17 protein-coding genes are annotated in these 20,522 nt (G+C 47.0%); 7 read left to right on the top strand and 10 right to left on the bottom strand.

Annotated elements, in window-relative coordinates:
- Window positions 1–17 precede the first annotated feature (17 nt).
- On the bottom strand, window positions 18–1,208 hold the full coding sequence (locus F8R13_RS11190; RefSeq protein WP_152834615.1) for a pyridoxal phosphate-dependent aminotransferase: 1,191 nt from the start codon (window positions 1,206–1,208) through the stop codon (window positions 18–20).
- Between the two features lie 258 nt (window positions 1,209–1,466).
- Here F8R13_RS11190 and uvrB point away from each other — a divergent pair, with 258 nt between their 5' ends.
- The 3 genes from uvrB (at window position 1,467) to F8R13_RS11175 (ending at window position 5,589) form a co-directional block, all read left to right on the top strand.
- Entirely contained in the window at window positions 1,467–3,503 is a 2,037-nt protein-coding gene (uvrB, locus tag F8R13_RS11185) for an excinuclease ABC subunit UvrB (protein WP_152834613.1), read from the top strand.
- A 105-nt stretch (window positions 3,504–3,608) separates the two neighbouring features.
- Window positions 3,609–4,445 (top strand): tetratricopeptide repeat protein, encoded by an 837-nt coding sequence (locus tag F8R13_RS11180; RefSeq protein ID WP_152834611.1) that lies wholly within the window; start codon window positions 3,609–3,611, stop codon window positions 4,443–4,445.
- A gap of 70 nt (window positions 4,446–4,515) precedes the next feature.
- The gene (locus F8R13_RS11175) at window positions 4,516–5,589 is read left to right on the top strand and encodes a murein L,D-transpeptidase family protein (protein ID WP_253806445.1); all 1,074 of its coding nucleotides are present in this window, start codon (window positions 4,516–4,518) and stop codon (window positions 5,587–5,589) included.
- 144 nt (window positions 5,590–5,733) lie between these two features.
- Here the strand turns inward: F8R13_RS11175 and F8R13_RS11170 are convergent, their stop codons facing one another.
- Genes F8R13_RS11170 through F8R13_RS11150 form a run of 5 tightly spaced genes read right to left on the bottom strand, consistent with a single transcriptional unit; the run spans window position 5,734 to window position 10,927 of the window.
- Window positions 5,734–6,666 (bottom strand): M14 family zinc carboxypeptidase, encoded by a 933-nt coding sequence (locus tag F8R13_RS11170; protein ID WP_152834607.1) that lies wholly within the window; start codon window positions 6,664–6,666, stop codon window positions 5,734–5,736.
- Between the two features lie 4 nt (window positions 6,667–6,670).
- Window positions 6,671–7,822 carry a PilT/PilU family type 4a pilus ATPase gene (locus F8R13_RS11165; protein WP_152834605.1) on the bottom strand — a complete coding sequence of 384 codons (1,152 nt, stop codon included), beginning with the start codon at window positions 7,820–7,822 and terminating at the stop codon, window positions 6,671–6,673.
- 3 nt (window positions 7,823–7,825) lie between these two features.
- The gene (locus F8R13_RS11160; RefSeq protein WP_152834603.1) at window positions 7,826–8,863 is read right to left on the bottom strand and encodes a type IV pilus twitching motility protein PilT; all 1,038 of its coding nucleotides are present in this window, start codon (window positions 8,861–8,863) and stop codon (window positions 7,826–7,828) included.
- A 37-nt stretch (window positions 8,864–8,900) separates the two neighbouring features.
- A complete protein-coding gene (locus F8R13_RS11155) occupies window positions 8,901–9,359 on the bottom strand; it encodes a DNA polymerase III subunit chi (protein WP_152834602.1) in 459 nt (152 codons plus the stop codon).
- Window positions 9,360–9,388: 29 nt separating this feature from the next.
- Entirely contained in the window at window positions 9,389–10,927 is a 1,539-nt protein-coding gene (locus F8R13_RS11150) for a leucyl aminopeptidase (protein WP_253806444.1), read from the bottom strand.
- 341 nt (window positions 10,928–11,268) lie between these two features.
- On the opposite strand from F8R13_RS11150, the gene lptF reads away from it, so the two are divergent.
- Window positions 11,269–12,387 carry an LPS export ABC transporter permease LptF gene (gene lptF / locus F8R13_RS11145; protein WP_152834600.1) on the top strand — a complete coding sequence of 373 codons (1,119 nt, stop codon included), beginning with the start codon at window positions 11,269–11,271 and terminating at the stop codon, window positions 12,385–12,387.
- Window positions 12,388–12,391: 4 nt separating this feature from the next.
- Window positions 12,392–13,516 carry an LPS export ABC transporter permease LptG gene (lptG, locus tag F8R13_RS11140; protein WP_152834597.1) on the top strand — a complete coding sequence of 375 codons (1,125 nt, stop codon included), beginning with the start codon at window positions 12,392–12,394 and terminating at the stop codon, window positions 13,514–13,516.
- Window positions 13,517–13,579: 63 nt separating this feature from the next.
- On the opposite strand, the gene F8R13_RS11135 is transcribed toward lptG, so the two are convergent.
- From F8R13_RS11135 to epmB, 4 genes are all read right to left on the bottom strand, one after another.
- A complete protein-coding gene (locus F8R13_RS11135; RefSeq protein ID WP_253806443.1) occupies window positions 13,580–14,782 on the bottom strand; it encodes a glycosyltransferase family 9 protein in 1,203 nt (400 codons plus the stop codon).
- Window positions 14,783–14,849: 67 nt separating this feature from the next.
- Complete coding sequence (locus tag F8R13_RS11130; RefSeq protein WP_152834594.1) at window positions 14,850–15,758, bottom strand: lysylphosphatidylglycerol synthase transmembrane domain-containing protein; 909 nt, start codon at window positions 15,756–15,758, stop codon at window positions 14,850–14,852.
- A gap of 119 nt (window positions 15,759–15,877) precedes the next feature.
- Entirely contained in the window at window positions 15,878–17,428 is a 1,551-nt protein-coding gene (locus F8R13_RS11125) for a glycosyltransferase family 39 protein (protein ID WP_152834591.1), read from the bottom strand.
- 42 nt (window positions 17,429–17,470) lie between these two features.
- Complete coding sequence (gene epmB, locus F8R13_RS11120) at window positions 17,471–18,430, bottom strand: EF-P beta-lysylation protein EpmB (RefSeq protein ID WP_152834589.1); 960 nt, start codon at window positions 18,428–18,430, stop codon at window positions 17,471–17,473.
- 443 nt (window positions 18,431–18,873) lie between these two features.
- Here epmB and efp point away from each other — a divergent pair, with 443 nt between their 5' ends.
- Complete coding sequence (efp, locus tag F8R13_RS11115; RefSeq protein ID WP_152834587.1) at window positions 18,874–19,440, top strand: elongation factor P; 567 nt, start codon at window positions 18,874–18,876, stop codon at window positions 19,438–19,440.
- Window positions 19,441–20,406, top strand: a complete 966-nt coding sequence (gene epmA / locus F8R13_RS11110; protein ID WP_371414954.1) for an EF-P lysine aminoacylase EpmA — start codon at window positions 19,441–19,443, stop codon at window positions 20,404–20,406. It begins immediately after the preceding gene.
- The last annotated feature ends 116 nt before the right edge of the window (window positions 20,407–20,522 follow it).

Raw genomic sequence — 20,522 nt, 5'->3', positions numbered from 1 at the left:
CTAGGAGTAAACCTAGATTAAGCTTTCATAAAGCTGTCGATGCGGTTTAGTGCTTCAACCAAGTTTTCCATGCTGGTGGCAAAAGAGATACGCAAGTAACCTTCAGACCCGAAGCCAGAGCCCGGAACGGCGGCAACATCCACGTCTTCCAAAATCGCTGTAGCGAAATCGGCATCCGATGAAAAGCCTTTCATCTTCATGGCATCTTTTACATCCATAAACGCATAGAAAGCACCTGCTGCTGGAATACACTTGAATCCAGGAATCTGATTGATGCGTTCTACCACGAACTCATGACGTTTTTTGAACTCAGTCAACATGACTTGGATGCATTCTTGAGGGCCATCCAATGCTTCAACTGACGCATACTGCGAAATAGAGCAAGGGTTAGAGGTGCTTTGCGATTGTACTTTACGCATTGCAGCAATCAAATCTACCGGGCCACCTGCATAACCGATACGCCATCCTGTCATTGAGTAGGCTTTTGATACGCCGTTCAATACCACAGTGCGATCCGTCAACTCTGGAGAAACCTGTAGGATGTTGGTGAATGGCATATCGGTTAACAAGATATGCTCGTACATGTCATCTGACGCGATGATGATGTTTGGATGTTTTTTCAACACATCGCCGATGGCTTTTAACTCATCTGCCGAATAAACCGCGCCCGTCGGGTTGGATGGACTGTTTAGTACGAACATTTTGGTTTTTGGGGTGATGGCCGCTTCCAATTGCGCCGCGGTGATTTTGAAACCTTGTTCAATGCCCGCTTCGATAATGATTGGTTCGCCGCCTGCCAACAATGCCATGTCTGGATAAGATACCCAGTAAGGCGCAGGGATGATGACTTCATCACCATCGTTCAACACGCCTTGGCACAGGTTGTAGAAACTTTGTTTTCCGCCGGATGACACTAGGATTTGATTCGCTTCAAAGTCTAGCGCGTTGTCACGTTTGAATTTGGCGATGATGGCGTCTTTTAGCTCAGGAATGCCGTCGACTGCCGTGTAACGCGTGTGCTCCTTTTCAATCGCCTCGATCCCCGCTTTTTTAATATGCTCAGGGGTTCCGAAATCCGGTTCTCCGGCACCTAGGCTGATAATGTTACGGCCTGCGCGACGAAGTTCTGCTGCTTTTGCGGTGATGACAAGGGTAAGGGAAGGTTTGACACGGTTGACTCGATCAGACAGTCTAGAATTTGAGGGCATTGTTTTCGGTTCTCATCCAAATTTTTAGCTAGAATAGTTTCGTGTTATATTTCGTTGCTTTGCAAACTTTAAGATCAAAATTTGACCAAATTTTTTCGACTGGCAAAATGCTGTGTTAAATACTTTGTGGAAACAAGTATTTAGCAAAGAGTTTTGATGGCTAGTTCACATGTTTTAGGTATATAAAGCACAACCCACATTTTACAACCAATTGCTTTATTTTTTAAGTAAATTTTTGACGTTTACGAGTGTTTTTTCATGGCGAAAAGCTTTCAGATTTCATCACAATATCAGCCTTCTGGAGATCAGCCGACAGCCATCGCGAGTCTGGTGGAAGGTTTGGAGGACGGCGAAGCCTTTCAAACCTTGTTGGGTGTGACCGGCTCCGGTAAGACGTTTACCATGGCAAATGTCATAGAAAACGTACAACGCCCGACCATTATTTTGGCGCACAACAAAACGCTTGCAGCCCAGCTGTATGGCGAGATGAAAGGCTTTTTTCCGAAAAACGCGGTGGAGTATTTTGTCTCCTACTATGACTATTATCAGCCAGAAGCCTATGTGCCGGCATCCGACACTTACATTGCCAAAGATTCCTCGGTCAATGAACAAATTGAGCAGTTGCGTTTGTCTGCCACCAAGGCATTGATGGAACGTGAAGATGTCATCGTGATTGCCACGGTATCGGCTATTTACGGTTTGGGTGACCCGGACCAATACCTCAAAATGATTTTGCAGTTGCGTTTGGGCGACCCGATTGCTCAGCGCGATATTCTGCGCCAGCTTTCCACCATGCAATACACCAGAAACGATATGGAGCTTTGGCGCGGGACTTTCCGCGTGCGCGGCGATGTTATCGACATTTATCCGGCGGAGTCGGAAGAGTATGCCGTGCGCATTGAGCTGTTTGACGACGAGGTAGAAAGTCTGGCATGGTTTGATCCTTTGACGGGGGAGATATTGAGCCGTCCATCACGCATCACGGTTTATCCGAAATCCCACTATGTCACGCCAAGAGAGCGGATTCTGCAAACCATCGAAGTGGTGAAAGAAGAGCTGAAAGTTCGATTGGATGAGTTGCGCAGCTTGAACAAGCTGGTTGAAGCGCAGCGTTTGGAAGAACGCACCCGACTGGATATCGAGATGATGCAGGAGTTGGGTTATTGCTCCGGTATCGAAAACTACTCACGCTATTTGTCTGGCAGAAATGCGGGAGAGCCGCCGCCGACTTTGCTGGATTACTTACCGAAAAATGCATTGATGTTCATTGATGAAAGTCACGTGACGATTCCGCAAATCGGCGGTATGTACAAGGGTGACCGTTCCCGAAAAGAAAATCTTGTGACTTACGGTTTCCGCTTGCCTTCGGCGTTGGATAACCGCCCGATGCGTTTTGATGAGTTCGAGAAAATTCTGCCACAAACCATTTTCGTCAGTGCGACGCCGGGTAACTATGAAGCAGAACATCAATCCAAGGTGGTTGAGCAGGTGGTGCGTCCGACTGGATTGCTTGATCCGGTGCTGGAAGTGCGCCCGGCCCTGACGCAGGTGGATGACCTGTTGGGTGAAATCCGCCTCAGAGTTGAGGATAATGACCGTATTCTGGTGACAACGCTGACTAAACGCATGGCAGAAAATCTAACCGAGTACCTGGAAGACCATCAGGTTCGTGTTCGTTATCTACACTCGGATATTGATACCGTTGAACGGATTGAAATCATTCGTGATTTAAGACTCGGCGAGTTTGATGTGCTGGTCGGGATTAACCTGTTGCGAGAAGGGTTGGATATCCCGGAAGTGTCTTTGGTGGCGATTTTGGATGCTGACAAAGAAGGTTTCCTACGTTCCGAGCGTTCTTTGATACAGACCATTGGTCGTGCGGCACGAAACGTCGCCGGGAAAGCGATACTTTATGCCGATAAAATTACGGATTCAATGAAGAAAGCCATCGGTGAGACAGAGCGCCGCCGCGCCAAGCAGATTGCTTATAACGAAGCCAAAGGTATCCAGCCTCAAGCATTGAATAAAAAAGTCACGGATATTCTGGAAGACTCGCCTTATGCCGCAAAAGGCATGAAACGTGCTGGAAATCAAAAGGTTGCGGAGCAAGCAGGCGATTATGACAAGGCTGTGCTGGCGAAGATGACGCCTGCGCAAATCGCCGCGCAGATCAAGGCATTGGAGAAAACGATGTTTAAAGCGGCGAAAGATTTGGATTTTGAAACCGCAGCGCAATTAAGAGATGAAATCAAACAGTTAAAAAGTTCTATGGTCGGTGTTGGGGATTTACGTTAAAATAGCAAGGTTAATCAATAGCGTAGACCAGAATAGATACAAGAAAAAAAGCGTCAAGTGCTGTTAAATCATTCAATAAAAAAACAAATTTAGACAGGGCAACAAGTGTCGGAAAGCATTGGAAAAGGGAATTTGAAAAACGGGTTTTTGGTATTTGGCTGGATGATAAGCATTTTTTGCTGTCAGGTAGCCTTGGCACAAGAAAGCAATAAAGATTACACAGAGCGCTTCACTCAAGCTGAACAAATGGCGCAATCCGCGACCAAAGAGGGAGCTGATAAAGCCATTGAGCTATGGAAAGGGATGTTGAAAGACTATCCGAACGACTTGGCGGTATCGAACAATTTGGCGGCGACTTTGATGAAAGAGAAAAAGTACGCCGAAGCGCAGAACTATTTGGAATCGGCATTGAACGCCGACCCTAAAATCGCCATCATTATGGCGAACTTGAACGACATCTACGCCTATCAAGCGCAGTTGGCTTATCAGTCCGTGTTCAAGCCTTCTGAAATCAACTACCCGAAAGGCAAGTGGGTTGCACTGACAAGCGAGACGGTGAAGACACCGGAAAAGGCGCAGTTGGAAAAAGCGAAGAAAGACATGCAGCGCGTGTTGAACCGTGTGGAGAATTGGCGTGTCGCTTGGTCTTCCAAAGACGTGAAATCTTATTTGAGTTTTTATGACAGCAATTATCATTCGGATAAGTTCACCAATCACAAAGACTGGGCTAAGAACCGTGAAAATAGCCTTAAGCGCCCAAAATATATTAAAATCCATTTGAGAGACGTAAAAATTGTACCTTTGGCAAACCATACGTTCCAAGTCAGTTTTGTTCAGAATTACGATTCCAATCGTTTTAAGGATTCGGTGAAGAAATATCTGGTTTGGCAGGAAGTGGGTAAAAGCTGGAAAATCATTCAGGAAAAAGTGGTTTATGACTAATCGGTTGCGAATCTCATTGAGCGCACCACGTGCGCGCCTTATTGCCTGTTGCCTGTCGGGAGCTCTCTTTTTGCCTTCGATTGCAATGGCGGAAAGCGCTGAAACACAATTGCTGAGTGGCTTTAAGTCTATCCACGACTATTCGTTCAATCAGGCGATGCAACACATCGAAACCCTGGCAAACGAGAATCCGAAATATCAGTTGGCGCAATTGATGAAGGCCGACTTCCTGGCGATTAAAGCCGGTAAGTCTCGTTGGATTCAAGAGTACCGCAAAGCCTATCCAAAGAAAGTTCACTCATTACTTGAAGAAGCCAAGGTTCGTTGGCAAGCGACAGGGTTGACGCACCAAACCGAGTCGGAAATCCTTGGGCAATTTGTATTGAAGTCGAGCACTCAGCCTTACCTGATCATTGTTAATTCTGAAGCGCATCGTTTGTTTTTGTATCAACAAACTGCGGGTGCTTACCATGAGGTGGCTAACTACTATGTTTCCATTGGTCGTAAGGGCACAGGAAAACAGACCAAGGGAGATTTGAAAACGCCAATCGGTGTCTATCAAATCGTCAAACAATTATCCGATCGTCAGTTGCCGGAACTTTATGGTGTGGCGGCTTTGACATTGAATTACCCGAACCAATGGGATAAACAGTTGGGTAGAACCGGCTCCGGTATTTGGTTGCATGGTACTCCTCGCTCAACCTATAGCCGCCCACCGATGGCGAGTAAAGGGTGTGTGGTGTTGAACAATCCGGCAATGGCAGATTTGATTGACCGCTATCGTCTACCACCGGAAACGCCGGTAATCATCGCGACTAAAGCTGAAGTGTTGCCAGTGCCTAGCGATGCTGCAGAAATTCTTCAGTCCAATGACAAACAGCAGGTGTTGAGCCGCATCAATGAATGGTTGCGTGAACAACAGGAATATGAGGTTGACTGGTCTAAAGTGGGCGTCTTCCACTACCCTGGGGAAAAGGATATGTACTATGTGACTTTCCCAACCCATGTGAAGGGTAGAGAGCAAATGGTCGAGCAGTTCTGGAAAAAGACAGCCAGTCAAAATGGTTGGCAGTTGGTGTTGAAAGTGCAACAAACCAGCCCATCTCAGAAAACACAGGTTGCTTACAATATAGCCAGTCGTTAATGCTGGTTGTTAAAGCTCTATCGCCAGGCATTTTTAAGTTTGGCAGTATCATGCCCCGCGCGTTTCAAGCAATATTCGATTAACCCCAACCTGGCAGATTTTTCGGGTAAGTTACCAAAAATCTACCAGGTTGGGGGTTACGGATTACATATCTTCTTCGCGTTGTTTGATCTTATCGTTTACCCACTCTTCCAAATCTTCCAGCATATTATGGATTTCTCGGTCATTAGGCATACGCCCTGCGGATTTTAATTCCAGCGTCAATACCGGAATATTCAAGTATTCCCCCGCGTAACGCCCTAGAGACCCTGGGTAAGTACCAAGTTCTCGTCTCTTGAGGTGCCCGATTTTGTTGGGTTGAGCATGCTCAGGCCCATCGTAATCCAGCAAGCCATAAGGGGCGTGGATGGAGATGATGGCATCTGGTTGATAGGCCTTGATGATTTTGACTATCCACTGGGTTTCCGGCTCACTGTTGGCTGTGGGACCTGGGTAACGTCGAGGGCTGGAGTGGGTGTGATTTTTCCATGATTTAAGTGCGAGTTTTTCCCAATCAGGGGAAGGGAAGTTGCGGTTCAGGTCGACACCATGAGCGTTGATACGCGTGGAGTTTTTTTGCAAGAGTCCGTCCGGGTTGGCAACGGGCAAAAACAACCAATGATAAGGCGTTCTGTTTTCAGGCTTCAACAGTGCCTGCAACCAGAGGTAGGTGATACTAATCGCTGCATACTCGTCGCCATGAATACCGCCGATAAACAGGATTTTACCTTTAGGCGGAATGTCGCTGTTGGGGAGAATTTCACGGGTAGTCAAAGGTTTGTGTTTAACCGAGTAGTCCGATACATGAAGGTGTAGGGAAAGACAGCCTTGGTAATCAATGGTTCTAAGCTTGTTCGACAGGTCTTTACACAGGTGTTTAATCACAAGATTCGGGTCGGCTTGTTCCGTTTGCGCTTTCGCTGTTTCTGGCGTGTTTTCAGCTTGCGGCAGGGTTGCCTTGGCATAAGCCGATTGTAATGAACCGAAAAGCACGGTCAGCGTCAAAATGGAACGTGAAAGCAATACCGAAAAACGCATAAAGTTAAGAGTCCTGAAGGCTTAAATTAGAGGGGGTATTATCCCCGTTTGTGGTTTCCTGTGCAAAGCGTTGGCTTTCCAATTTAAGCTTTAAGCGCAAATCGTTCAAGGAATCCGCATTGCGAAGGGTGTCTTCGTAGCTGATTTTCCCTTCTTCATAAAGGGTAAACAATGCTTGATCAAAGGTTTGCATACCTGGTTCGGCGGATTGTTTCATCGCTTCTTTCAGCTCGGCGATTTCCCCTTTGAAAATCAAATCAGCGATACGCGGTGTGTTTAGCATGACTTCCACCGCTGCGATGCGACCACCATCTTGTTTTGGAATCAACCGCTGGGAAACAATGGCTTTCAAGTTCAGCGATAAGTCCATCAGCAGTTGAGCGCGGCGCGCTTCTGGAAAGAAGTTGACGATGCGTTCGATGGCTTGATTGGCATTGTTTGCATGCAGTGTCGACAGACATAGGTGTCCTGTTTCCGCAAAATTCAATGCGTGTTCCATGGTTTCCTGAGTGCGAATTTCACCGATTTGAATCACATCGGGTGCTTGTCTCAGAGTGTTTTGCAAGGCCTCTTCATAAGAGTCGGTATCAATGCCGACTTCCCGTTGGGTAACGAGGCATTTGCCGTGAGGGTGGATGAACTCAATTGGGTCTTCGATGGTGATGATATGACCTTGTGAGTGATGATTTCGGTAGTCAATCAAGCTTGCCATGGAGCTTGATTTACCGGAACTCGTCGCGCCCACAAACAGGATGAGTCCACGTTTTTCCTGAATGATTTCGGTCAGTATATCTGGCAGATTCAAGTCTGCTAAATTCGGGATGTCGCTGCGAATCATACGGATAACACTGCCGACATAGCCCTGTTGGAAAAACGCATTGACCCTAAAGCGAGCGCCATCGGCAAGACGGTAGGCAAAGTTGCTTTCCTTTGTTGCTAGGAACTGTTGCTGCTGTGCGTCGGTCATCAACCCTAAAACCAACTGTTTGCAGGCGTCAGGGGAGAGTTCGCCTTGCGTTATGGGAATCAGTTGTCCATCTTTTTTCATGGAGATGGCGCATCCCTGGGTGATGAATAAATCCGAACCGCCTTGCTGTACAAATGCCGATAGCAAGGTCTGGATTTGGGAAAGGGTTTGTGAATGGGTCGCTGGCATGGATTACAAGAAATCTGCTTTGTTGATGGCCTTGCTGCGCGCTTCGTCCTTGCTGATGATGCCGTTATTGACCAATTGTTTCAAGTCTTGATCCAAGGTTTTCATACCGACTTTATTAGAGGTCTGAATCATGGAGTACATTTGCGGCACTTTGTCTTCACGAATCAGATTGCGAATTGCCGAAGAGCCAAGCATGATTTCATGGGCAGCCACACGACCACCGTCCACTCGTTTTAATAGGGTTTGAGAAATGACGGCCTGTAGAGATTCGGAGAGCATGGAACGCACCATGGATTTTTCTTCGGCAGGGAAGATATCAATGATACGGTCAATGGTTTTGGCAGCGGAGTTGGTGTGTAGTGTGCCGAACACCAAATGCCCGGTTTCCGCAGCAGTCATCGCCAGACTGATGGTTTCCAAATCGCGCAACTCACCGACCAGGATAACGTCCGGATCCTCACGCAGTGCCGAGCGCAATGCATTACTGAAACTTTTGGTGTCGCGGTGAACCTCACGCTGATTGATCAAGGCATTCTTTGGTGGGTGAACGAACTCAATAGGGTCTTCAATCGTCAGAATATGAACGTTTTGCGTAGCGTTGATATAGTCGACCATGGCTGCCAGCGTTGTCGATTTCCCTGAGCCAGTTGGTCCCGTTACCAAAACCAGGCCTCTTGGCATGAGTGCGATGCTCTTGAAGATTTCTGGTGCGTGAATGGCATCTAGTGACAATACAGTACTGGGAATGGTACGAAAAACAGCACCCAATCCGCGGTTTTGTTGGAAAACATTGACGCGGAAGCGCGCTATATTCGGCAGCTCAAAAGAGAAGTCGACTTCCAAATGTTCTTCAAACTGCTTGCGCTGGAGGTCGTTCATCACTTCATACACCAACGATTTAACCGATTCATCCGTTAAATGATCGGTATCGAGTTTTTGGATATCGCCATCTTTTCGCAACATGGGCGGCATGCCGGATGACAGGTGTAGATCGGATGCGCTCTGTTGGACGGAAAATTCTAGAAGCTGGGTAATATCCATTGCGTTGTGCCTTTGTATAGCCTTTATTTATAGGGTCTTATTTTGAAGGTGGAATTTTGTGGATGGTGGGTTCAATTCCTAAGGCTTTATACTGTCGCCAGCGTTCACGACCTCTTTCGATCAAAGCTTCGGATTGATCCAGTACTTCAATGGTTCGGGTGTATTGTTTGAAGTCCTCGGCAAAGTCGGTGTGCAGATTGAGCAGGACATCTTCGCAAGGCTCTGAAACCTGTTGCACCCAAAGTTGTATCGGCGCCGAAACGTCCAATGCTATTGCATGAGGAATAAAGGCTTCCGGGCGAAACTGCCACAGGGCGATATCAAGACGTTGAGTTTCTTGATCGTTGCCACAGCGAATGTCGCATAGACGGTTTTCGCTGTAAATCTTGTTCACCAACTTGGTGATGAAAGCATCTCTTTGTGCGGTTTCAGTACTTTCCAAGACGTAGAAAAGTACGTCTTGGCTGTTGCTTTGGGTGCCTGTCTGTTGTGACATGTCTTGGTTGTCTCAGTGAGTCTGTGCGTTTAATCTACTTGTTTTAGCAGGTATTCAACCAACGCAGGAACCGGACGGCCTGTGGCACCTTTGTTACCGCCGCTTGTCCAAGCAGTGCCGGCAATATCCAAGTGTGCCCAATCAATATCTTTGGTAAAGCGAGCAAGGAATTGCGCGGCGGTAATAGTCCCTGCCGGACGGCCGCCGATATTCGCCATATCTGCAAAGTTGGATTTCAACTGCTCGTCGTACTCTTCGCTCAGCGGCAGTTGCCAGAAACGGTCGTAGGTGGTTTGGCTGGCTTCAACAAGGTCGTTCACCAAATTCTGGTCGTTACCCAAAACTGCGGAGATGTGGTGTCCCAAAGCAATGATACAAGCCCCTGTCAAAGTCGCCATATCAATGATTTTACTTGGCTTGTAGGTTTGTTGCGCATAGGTTAAAGCATCACATAAAATCAAGCGTCCTTCGGCATCGGTATTGAGAATCTCAATGGTTTGGCCGGAAAGGGAAGTGACAACATCACCTGGTTTGATAGCATTGCCGGACGGCATGTTTTCAGTTGCGGGAATGACACCCACAACGTTGATTTCAGGCTTAAGACGGCCTAGGGTTTCAAACACACCCAATACGGTTGCCGCACCACCCATGTCATATTTCATTTCATCCATGGCAGCGCCGGGCTTCAAAGAAATACCGCCGGTATCAAAAGTCACACCTTTTCCGACCAACGCAATCGGTGCTTGGGATTTATCGGCACCTTGATATGACAAACAAATCATCTTTGGTGGCGTGATAGAACCTTGAGCAACCGCCATGAAAGAACCCATGCCCATGTTGATCATTTGTTCCCTTTCAAGGATGTTGCAGTCAAAGTCGTAATCTTTCGCCATTTGTTTTGCAGTTTCTGCCAAATAAGAAGGGGTACAGAAGTTACTCGGCATGTTCGCCAACTCTTGAGTGACCGCCATGCCTTCAGCCGTGGCTTGCGCCTGATTGATTTTAGCTTGCCATTCGTCACGGGCATTAATCATGTAGGTGACTTTTTCCAGGCGAACTTCTTTAGGTTTGAACTCTGCGCTGCGGCTGACATGAGTATATTCATAAAGACTTTTTTGTGTTGCCAGTGTCAGGTGGTAAAGCACGCCGGCTTGGTTGATTTTGTCTGAGAACACACTTCCGGCAAGGCTAAGCAGGTTGACTGCACCGGATTTGGTGATGGCTTTCGCCATGGCGTCTGCCGTTTCGGTCAGAGATTTTTCAGTCAGTTTTTCCGGTGTGCCGAACCCTACTAAACAAATGCGGGAAAAGCCTTTTTGATCGAACAGCATCAGACTTTCTCCCGACTTTCCTGCGAAGTCTCCTTGCGCCACCAATTTGCTCACCAAGTCTGCCAGATCCCAGTGGGCAGCAGATTCCGGTACGGAACCATCATCAAAAACAGGTAATAATAAGGTGTCGAAGTCTGCGCTGTCAGCAGAGGATTGAAGAGAGAAGTCGATATGTTTCATGGAATCCAATAGCCTTTCTTTAGGTTGATATTTACTGTCGAAGACAGTCACTATCATGATTATTTCTGGGATTAAGGTATAATTTTGCCATTCTTGGTCGACACTGAATAACGCATTTAACATTTTGTGGGATGTTTAAGTGGGTAGACTCTAGGCGTGGGTTGTAGGTAAAGGTGCTTCCTTTGCCAAGAGCCACAACAACGAGTATGCCCGCTTAAACGCCCATCCGATGGAGCGTCACCAGCTTTCCTCAACATCGTTGGCTTTTCTCATGCTATCCAGGTAGCCTTTCAAAAGGCCGCCTCATTGAGAAAAATCTGGTTTTGCCAAAATTTAAATGTATTATTCAGTGTCGACCACTTATTTTATTCATCTATTCTAGCGTTTGGCGGTGTTTTTTGCGAATACTTGATAAGTATCTCTATAAAGAATTGTACGCAACCTTTTTTGCCGTATTTTTGGTGTTGTCGTTAATTACTTTCGGAACCGAAGCCACCAAGCTGTTGGCGGTTGCGGTTGATGGTGAAATTGCGCCGTCTGCTGTCCTTCGTGCCTTACTCTATAAGATGCCGCCGGCACTAGAAGTTATTTTGCCACTGGTTGCTTTGTTGTCTGTGATGTTAGCGGTGGGGCGCTTGTATCAAGATCAGGAAATGGTGGTATTGAATAGTTGCGGTATTTCTCCCGGTTATTTCCAGAAAAGAGTATTTTGGTTCTTGCTGCCTCTTGCGCTGATGACCGCATGGATTACCCTATATGTCACGCCATGGAGTTTCAAGCAGGAAAGAATGTTGATGCTTGAAACACAGACGGCAACGCCCTTAGCGCTACTAACCCCCGGAAAGTTTAATGAATTGCCGAATGGTGAAGGCGTTTTTTATGCTAAATCCATTACGGATGACAAGCAGTTGCAATCGGTTTGGGTGCGTTTGCACAACCAAGATCGCGATGTATTGATGGTTGCACCGAAAGGACAGTTTGAATGGATAGATGGCAAGCTAGCGTTGGTGCTGTTCAATGGACACAGCTATGAAGGTTTGGTGAATGGCGATACTTTTACTGTGCGAAACTTTGCCCGATTTGAAGGCTTTTTGCCGGAAATCCAAGGGGCTATGCCGAAAAAACAAAAGTATGAGACGCCCACTGCGGAGCTTTTGTCGTCGTCTTCGTTAGAAGATCAAGCACTACTACAATGGCGCTTAGTGACACCACTATCAATTGTCGTTCTGGGACTGCTTGGATTGAAGATGAGTAAGACTGCGCCGCGAGAAGGGCGCTTTTCTAAAGTCTTCTTGGCACTGGTGCTGTACGTCGTGTTCAATCAGTTGTTGGTGACGACGCGTGATTCCATGGAGCATGGTGTTTTCCCGGTGATGATCGGGCTATGGCCGATTCCTCTTCTTTTCCTGGTGTTTGCCTTGTATCAAGGCACTCTTAAGCCCAGTTGGTTCGAGTTACCTTCGTTGCATCAAATGCAAAATAAACTGACCCGCAAAGCAACGGCAAAGGGCGAATAGCGCAATGAATCTTATTGAACGATATTTGGGACGTGTTTTGGTGAGCTACACCTTAATCGTATTGATGGTCTTGCTCATTATCCTCGGCTTTTCCGAATTCATGATTCAGCTCGGTAAGTTGAATAATCACTATACTTTGGCAATGGGATCGCTCTATACCTTACTGAAGCTCCCCGTTTACGGCTATGAGATTTTTCCGGTGGCGTTACTAATTGGTACGCTGTTAGGGTTGGGCGGCTTGGCGAACCATGCCGAGTTGACCATTTTGCGCGTGACGGGCTGGTCGATTCGCCGCGTATTTTGGGGCGTGATGAAGTCTGCGCTCATATTATGGTTTGTGGTTGCTGTGATTGGTGAGACGGTTGCGCCGCATGCTGAAGCTTATGCGAAAAAAATGCGAAGCGAAGCGTTGAATAGAGATTTTTCCATCGGCAGTTCCGCAGACTTTTGGATGAAAGACGAGGATGTGTTTGTTCATGTCGGCAAGGTGATTTCCGAGCGTCAGTTCTTCAATATCACGCTTTACACTGTTAAAAATGATCGTTTGGAGAAAAGGGTTTTTGCCAAAAAGGCGGAATTTATACCCAATAGTGAGCATCAATGGCGTTTAACGGGCGTGACGGAAACCGCTCTGGGCTGGCAGAAAGAAACCTTGCCGGATTTACCGATTCTCCAAGGCAAGAGCAGTTGGCAAAAACTGGATTATCAACAAAAGCAGATGAAGACGATGCAGGTGTCTTTGCCGGTGAACCCCGAACTCTTGCAGAGTCTGCATGTTGATACTCGTTACATGGGGATTGTTGATCTATACCGTTATATCAACTTCTTGGAAAAGAATGATTTGGATGCCGAGTCCTATCGTCTGGCATTTTGGCGAAAAATTGCGATGCCGTTGGTCATTATCAGTATGGTGTCTTTGGTGTTTCCGCTGATTTTCGGATCACAGCGTCAAGTCAGTATGGGGCAACGGGTGTTTGTCGGGATTCTGATCGGGATGTCTTTTCACCTGCTGAACCAAATCTTCGGTAACCTGAGCGTGGTTTACCATATCTCTTCAGTTCTCGGTGCGTTCTTGCCCGCAGTAACCTTGTTTGTCATTTCGCTGTTCTTGATGAGGCGGTTGCGATAAGTTAAGGCTTGTTTTCCACCCCAACCTGGCAGATATTTAAAATCTACCAGGTTGGGGGCGGCATTAATAATCCAGTTGGATTTTGACTTGCTGGTAAACCGTATCGACAGTAATGGCATCCATGCATACCGGTTCGGTGCAAGGCGTTTTACGGTGGTTGGCGGCACTGACACAAGGCGAGCAGGCAAGGCCCGCAAAAATGGGCGTGCTGTTGCCGAGTGAACCGTAAAGTTTAGGGGTTTCCGGCCCAAACAATACAAAGGTCTTTAGTGGCGTGATGGACGAAAAGTGTCCTGGGCCAGAATCGTTCGTTACCATCAAGTTTGAGATGGTGTATAGAATCGGCATTTCCAGCAGCTTGAGTTGACCCGCAAAGTTCACGCAATTAGGGTGATTGACCTGTTTTCTGAGTTCTTCTGCTTCCGGCTGCTCGTTTGGTGCGCCGGTAATCAATACCAAAACATCCGGGTAGTCATTTAAGATGCGTTGCATCAATTCGATAAAGTTTGCTTTCGGCCAACGGCGTTGTGGCAACAAGTCACTCGCATTGGGATTGATGAGAACAATACGATGTTTGTCTTGCTCATAATCCAAATGACAGTGCTTGATTTGTTTATGGATGCGCGCTTGTTCCGCCTCGGTAAAGGTGACTTGATCAAGTTTGGTATCTTCATCGGTAATAAGTACTTTCGAGAAGGGGACTTCTGCTGTTTTTGCTTCCAGCGCATAAATCAATGAGATGAAATTTTTGGCAATATGGATATGTGGGTTATAGCTTACCTTGTGGGTCAGCATTTCTCCGCGATAAAGCCCTTCGCCATGAAAGTTATGGTATCCCACGCGATTCTTAGCACCACTGAATCCGGTCAATAAAGCCGATACCCGAGAGAAGAGTTCTAGGTCGATTGCGGTATCGATTTTGTGCTTACGGCACCAGAATAAATAGCGGATGGCATCACGCATCAAGGTGAAAAGATTGTCTTCACAAAGGGTAAAGATGTTGTCTTGAGGAATGGTTTTCAGCAAATCCAAGCTGGGTTTGTTCTTTTTAAAGATGACGAAGAACAGATTGGCGTTGAAGTGCTTTTGCGCGCGTTTCATTGCCGGATCGGCGATGATGGTGCTACCCATTTCAGACAGTTCGACAAATAGGATGTTTTTGGGCGTGACGGGCTTTTGTCCGGTGATCCAGTGAATCAGCTTCAACCAATAAGTTGCTAAAAATGTGAGTGGAATTCCAACATGGTGGTCCACTTTACGCATCATATCAACATTCATTTTCGCAAAAGTTCCCTAATTTCTTATGTGAAGCATTATATATGGCAAGGTTGCGTTATAAAAACTTATGTTTACTTTTTAGGTAATAGTATAGCCCTGGTAAGGCGCTCAAAATCAAAATGAACCCATAGAGCAGTGACATGGCAAGAACTTGGGTTTGGTCAACGCCAATCAGTAGGAAAAGTGCCACCAAAGCGCCTTCACGAACCCCCCAGCCTGCAAAGGAAATCGGTAGGATGGTCAGCAAGATGGCTGGCGGAATCAATACCAGATAAGTGACCAGTGGTTCATTGATGCCCACGCTGTGCCCGATACCGAAAATACAAACCATGGACAATAGATGCGTTAAAACCGATAGCCCCATTTGTTGGCTGATACGCTTTGGCGTGCGATAAATGAATCGGAAGCGATTCGATAACTGATAAAAAATACGGGTGATTTTATAGCGGTCAAACAGGGCGACTTTACGAATCAACAACAAAACCACTAAACCGACGATCCCTAAGATCAAGACAATATTGATACTCCAAAAGACTTCTTCAGGCAGTAGGTTGCTTTCAATCAGATTTGCCGCCAAGTTCAGCAATAACAAACCGACCAAACCGACAACACGGTCGATAAACACACCATAGAAAGCTTCTTTCACCAAACCACCGTTGGCAGAGACTTCTGCAATACGGTAGGCATCCCCACCGATGCTGGTAGGTAATACTTGGTTGAACAGACTGCCTTTGAAGTAGCTGCGGAAGTAGAAGGAAAATGGGTGGTCGAATTTCAGCAATCCCATAATCAGAGACCAACGGTAGGCGGCAACACTCTGACTGAGAATCTGCATGACAAGCGCGGCGACCAGTAACCCGATATTGGCGGATAAAATGGTATTCAGTACGCTACTCATTTCAAACTTATAAAAGATAAATCCGATAATGGCGGCAGATAACAGCAGTTTAATGATATTGCCCAAAAGTGTCTCCAAGCCGTTTTGGTGTTTTTTGTGAAGGTGTCAATAACAGTCGGGTATTATCGCAAAAATAGAAGCCGGGTTGATAGAATTCCTCGCTAAAGTATTCTATTCACGCATATTTAGGGGGTTGGAGTCTCTTGTCGAATGGCTTTTTGCACACTTGGCAGTTGTGCTGCCCAACCAGCATAAGCGGGCTCTTGAAAGCCTTGGCAGAAAAACAGGCGATAGGTGACGATGATGTGGTTGTGCGCTTCAATCGGCAGGGTTTTTTCCAACTGGCAGGTTTTGAAGTGCCCGGGTTCGTTCAGTTTCAAAGTTTTGCTTTCATAGTTGGGAACGATGACGATACCATCGCTATTGGCTTTCGGGTTGCCGAACCAGAGGTCAAACTGGTCGAAACGGTTGTCGGTCACATACACAGGCTGCGGGTAAGCATACCAGCCGATGCGGCTTGCTTGTGTCCAGTTAGCGGCGAAGAGTGGGGCGTTGCCATGTTGTTTTTGTAGTGCCTTGGCTTCTGTTATGGCGAGCTGCCATCCATGCAGATCGCGCACAGGATTGTCTTTAGATTTGAAAGGCATCCACGGGCTGTAAAGCTGAGTATTGAGCAGGAGTGCCAATACCAGACTGAGACCACTGAAAAAATAAACGAACCAACGCAAAAGCTTTGATGTCCAATGCTGCCACGCCCAAAAAACAACAGCAGGTGAGATGAACAGCCAAGCCAGTTGTGTCCAATGCGGCAGGCTCATTTCATAGCCGGAGTTCATGGCAAATAGCAGAATCGTCGGTAATGAGAAGGCGGCGAGCAGTTTGTTCGAAGGCGAGTGTGACAACCATGCGGTCAGCATCAGCCAAAGTCCCAGTAAATAGAGTGTTGGCGTATATAAGCCGAATTGTGCCAGTTGTGTGCTGATGACTCTTGTCCAAGACCAATCTTGGTTGTGGGTACCATGGTGTATTTGATACAGAAAAGAAATCCAATCATGGGTTGCATTCCAGTAAAGCACTGGGGTAATCATGATGCCAGCCAAAACAACTGCTAGCCAAAGCCCTTTGTCGGTTAACCACTTCCAACGGCGTTCCATCAGAACGATCAGCACCAACGACACCACCAAAATGACAGACGTATATTTTGAAAGTCCTGCAAACCCTATCCAGAACCCGAGCCATAGCCAAAATTTCAATCTGGGAATGCGTTGTTCAGTTGCATCACGTAGGTTCAGTAGTTGCCAGACAACCATCAGGCTGGCAAACATCAACGGTGTGTCCGGCAGCATTGAGGTGGCAAGCAGCTCAAACATAAAAGCCGAGTTGACGAGTGCCAGCGTCCAGAACCCTACCCAACGGAAGCTTGGGTATAAGCGGCAGGCTAAGTGGTAGAGCACGAAATTTGAGGCGGCGAAAAAGGCGATGGGAATGATGCGTAATCCGAAATCGCTATGCGAAAAATGGGTGGCAATCGCATTCAACCAGCCGACCATCGGCGGATGGTCGAAATAACTCCAGTCCAGTTTCAGACCATAAAGCGCATAGTGTGCTTCATCGACACTTAAGTTCACTCGACCAGCCAGCACCAAATGCCAAGCGGTCATCGCCACAATCAACAGCAATGCATAGCCGTATGCCGGGTTGTGATGGAGGTTGTGTCGGTAAAATGGATTTTGCATTGGTTTGATTATGTTTGGTTGATAGCGTCTGCTAACAAGGTTTCATGTATCGGTATTTTCATATATTGGCGTCTTATAGGGCTCTCCGGCGATTTCCCGCACCAGTTTCGGCACAAGATACCCCGGTAATTCTTTGCGGAGCGTTTCGAAAATCTGCCAGGTTGGGGGGGGGTCCACTTCAAAATGCGCGGCACCTTCGACCCTATCCAGTAGATGACAATAATAAGGTAATACGCCTTGTGAAAAAAGCTTTTTGCTTAATTGCTTTAAGGTGTCGGCAGAATCATTGACGCCTTTTAGCAGAACCGATTGGTTAAGGAGTGTGACCCCAGCCTCTCGATAGTGCTGGAATGTTTGATGTGTTTCATCACTCAACTCGTTAGGGTGATTGCAATGCACGACCAATACCTTATTGAAACGAGAAGCCTTGAGTGCTACCAGCCAATTGGTCATGTTGGCGCGTTCGGGGGCGACCACCGGTGTGCGGCTGTGGAGGCGCAAGGTTTCCAAATGCGGAATTTGTTCCAGTTGATGAAGGAGTTCAATCAATCCGGCTTCAGATAAAGTGAGTGGATCGCCGCCACTCAATATAATCTCATGGATGGAAGTATCCGCCGCCAAGTGCTCAAGTGCCTGTTGCCAATGGCGTTTTTTCGCCTGCTCATAAGGAAAGTGGCGGCGAAAGCAGTAACGGCAGTGGATGTCGCACTGCGGGCTGGTAATCAGCAAGGCTCTGCCCTCATATTTATGCAACAGACTTTCGGTTGGGTTGGCGTTTAAATCGCCAACCGGATCTTGAGAAAAGCCTTCGGCAGTTTGCGCTTCTTCAATGCTCGGCAGTATTTGGCGGAGCAATGGATCGTTAAGATTGCCTTTTTCGATTTGTTGCGCGAAATGCACCGGCACTTTCAGCTTGAAATCAGAGTCGAGCGTTTTTCGTTGCAGGATTTCCAGCGGAATGTCTATCTGGGCGGCAAGTTCGTCTAATCGTTGAATAATCATGATGTTATGTGGTTAAAAAGTTGTTTGACATTGGGCACCTCGAAGAACCTCCGATGGATTCTGGCAACGCCAAGTTTGACAGAACAAGGCGTGAAGTTGAAGCAATGTCTAGACCTTGCAAGACTTCGCAACGCTGGGCTGTCAAACTTGGCTAAGCCCCTTCGGGCGAGGCTTAAAGGCCGCTTCTTCGTTGTTGTGCGTCTTGACCTTAGAATGACTAAGATCGGCAACGCACGCCTAGAAGACGTGGCCTTTGAGTCTCGCAGAATCTCATTGGTGGTTTTTTGAGGTGCCCATTATGTGAAAGTCAGCGATTGCCCATTAGACGACGCATAAGTTAAAATATGCCGCTTATTTTAGAGGTTTTAGCGGTAAGCGCAAATCCAATCGGCGGCGCGGCTTTAAATCGCCTCACAATATTATGACAATCAAATAGGTGAAATATGGCTAGTATTAGCACAAGTGAATTCAAAAACGGTTTGAAGTTTTTAATGGATGGTCAGCCTTGTACCATTATTGACAATACAATCGTTCAGCCAGGTAAAGGCCAGGCGTTTAACCGCGTGAAATACCGTAACTTGATTACCGGTAAAGTATTGGAAAACACTTTTAAGTCCGGCGAAAAGGTTGAAGGTGCAGATGTTATCGATACCGATTTGCAATACCTTTATAACGATGGCGAATTTTGGCACTTCATGGATCCGTCTTCATTTGAGCAATATCAAGCGGGTCCAGCGGCAGTCGCAGATATGGAAAAATGGTTGGTTGAGCAAGATACTTGCACAGTCACACTTTGGAATGGTGATCCGATTGCGGTTAAACCCCCTAAGCAAGTTGTGTTGGAAGTGACTGATACAGATCCAGGTCTGAAAGGGGATACGGCAGGAACCGGTGGAAAACCTGCAACTTTGTCTACAGGTGCGGTTGTACAAGTCCCTTTGTTCATCACCATTGGTGAGAAAGTCATTTGTAATACTGAAACGGGCGAATACGTTTCTCGCGCGAAGTAAGTGATTTCTCACAAAATCGACATCTTGAAAAAACGCTCGGATGCTTTGCATAAGCTCCGGGCGTTTTTTTATGCGCAAAATGTCACCGAAGTGGATACCCCAATCCTGTCTCGAGCGGCAGTGCCGGATGTACACTTGGCTTCATTGCAAACGAGCGTTGATTTGCCGAATGTCGGGCAACAGCTAACCTATTATTTACATACTTCATCGGAGTACCCGATGAAGCGTTTGTTGTGTGAAGGTATAGGAGATATCTATTATCTCGGTAAGGTTTTCCGTAATGGCGACTTGAGCCCACGACATCAACCTGAATTCACCATGATTGAATGGTATCGCTTGAATTATCGCTTGAAGGATATGGTTGAAGAAACCTTTGCGGTCGCTCAACAGTTACTCGGTGACGTGCCAACACAAGTCATGACTTATCAGCAGGCATTTGAGCGCTTTGCGGGGATAGCGGATATTCACCATACCTCTGCCGAGGTTTGTCTGAATTGCTTAAAGCAAAACAATGTTCCCGAGATTATCGGTGTGGATGCCGACGATAAACCGCTTTGGGAGCAGTTGGTCTTGACCGAAGTCATCGAACCCCTACTGGGTCTGGGTCAGTTGACTTGTTTGACGCATTTTCCGGCAAGGGATGCTTCCTTGGCGCGTATTTCGCCAGACAATGATTTGACTGCTGAGCGTTTCGAGATTTTCTACCAAGGCATGGAGCTGGCAAATGGTTACCATGAATTGCAGGATGCCGATGCCTACCGCCAACGTTTTGAAGCGAATCAAGCCTTACGCCGCCAAAACGGATTGGCTGAAGTGCCGATTGATGAAGCCTTATTAGACGCTTTGTCTTCACCCGGGCTGCCGGACTGTTCCGGCGTGGCAATGGGCTTTGATCGTTTGTTTGCCTTGTCTCAAGGTAAGCAAGACTTGTCGGATGTGCTTGCATTCGGCGCGCTTGATGCCTGATGCACGAAGGCTCTTTTCCAGAGTTTATCCAGCCTTTTTCAGCCTAAACGGTCGATAATGCTATCGAGGGCAGAGGACTTGACAGCCAAGGTATAATAAATAGACCTTATCTAAAT

The organism is Hydrogenovibrio sp. JE_KL2 (assembly GCF_009296185.1).
Classification (GTDB): Bacteria; Pseudomonadota; Gammaproteobacteria; order Thiomicrospirales; family Thiomicrospiraceae; genus Hydrogenovibrio.
The sequence above is the reverse complement of the archived record's forward strand: the minus strand, read 5'-3'. Positions and strand labels throughout refer to the sequence as shown.

Excerpts from the sequence above, each read along its gene's own strand:
- F8R13_RS11190 (WP_152834615.1), bottom strand. The coding sequence starts at position 1,208 with ATGCCCTCAAATTCTAGACTGTCTGATCGAGTCAACCGTGTCAAACCT.
- uvrB (WP_152834613.1), top strand. The coding sequence starts at position 1,467 with ATGGCGAAAAGCTTTCAGATTTCATCACAATATCAGCCTTCTGGAGAT.
- F8R13_RS11170 (WP_152834607.1), bottom strand. The coding sequence starts at position 6,666 with ATGCGTTTTTCGGTATTGCTTTCACGTTCCATTTTGACGCTGACCGTG.
- F8R13_RS11165 (WP_152834605.1), bottom strand. The coding sequence starts at position 7,822 with ATGCCAGCGACCCATTCACAAACCCTTTCCCAAATCCAGACCTTGCTA.
- F8R13_RS11160 (WP_152834603.1), bottom strand. The coding sequence starts at position 8,863 with ATGGATATTACCCAGCTTCTAGAATTTTCCGTCCAACAGAGCGCATCC.
- F8R13_RS11155 (WP_152834602.1), bottom strand. The coding sequence starts at position 9,359 with ATGTCACAACAGACAGGCACCCAAAGCAACAGCCAAGACGTACTTTTC.
- F8R13_RS11150 (WP_253806444.1), bottom strand. The coding sequence starts at position 10,927 with ATGATAGTGACTGTCTTCGACAGTAAATATCAACCTAAAGAAAGGCTA.
- lptG (WP_152834597.1), top strand. The coding sequence starts at position 12,392 with ATGAATCTTATTGAACGATATTTGGGACGTGTTTTGGTGAGCTACACC.
- F8R13_RS11135 (WP_253806443.1), bottom strand. The coding sequence starts at position 14,782 with ATGATGCGTAAAGTGGACCACCATGTTGGAATTCCACTCACATTTTTA.
- F8R13_RS11125 (WP_152834591.1), bottom strand. The coding sequence starts at position 17,428 with ATGCAAAATCCATTTTACCGACACAACCTCCATCACAACCCGGCATAC.
- epmB (WP_152834589.1), bottom strand. The coding sequence starts at position 18,430 with ATGATTATTCAACGATTAGACGAACTTGCCGCCCAGATAGACATTCCG.
- efp (WP_152834587.1), top strand. The coding sequence starts at position 18,874 with ATGGCTAGTATTAGCACAAGTGAATTCAAAAACGGTTTGAAGTTTTTA.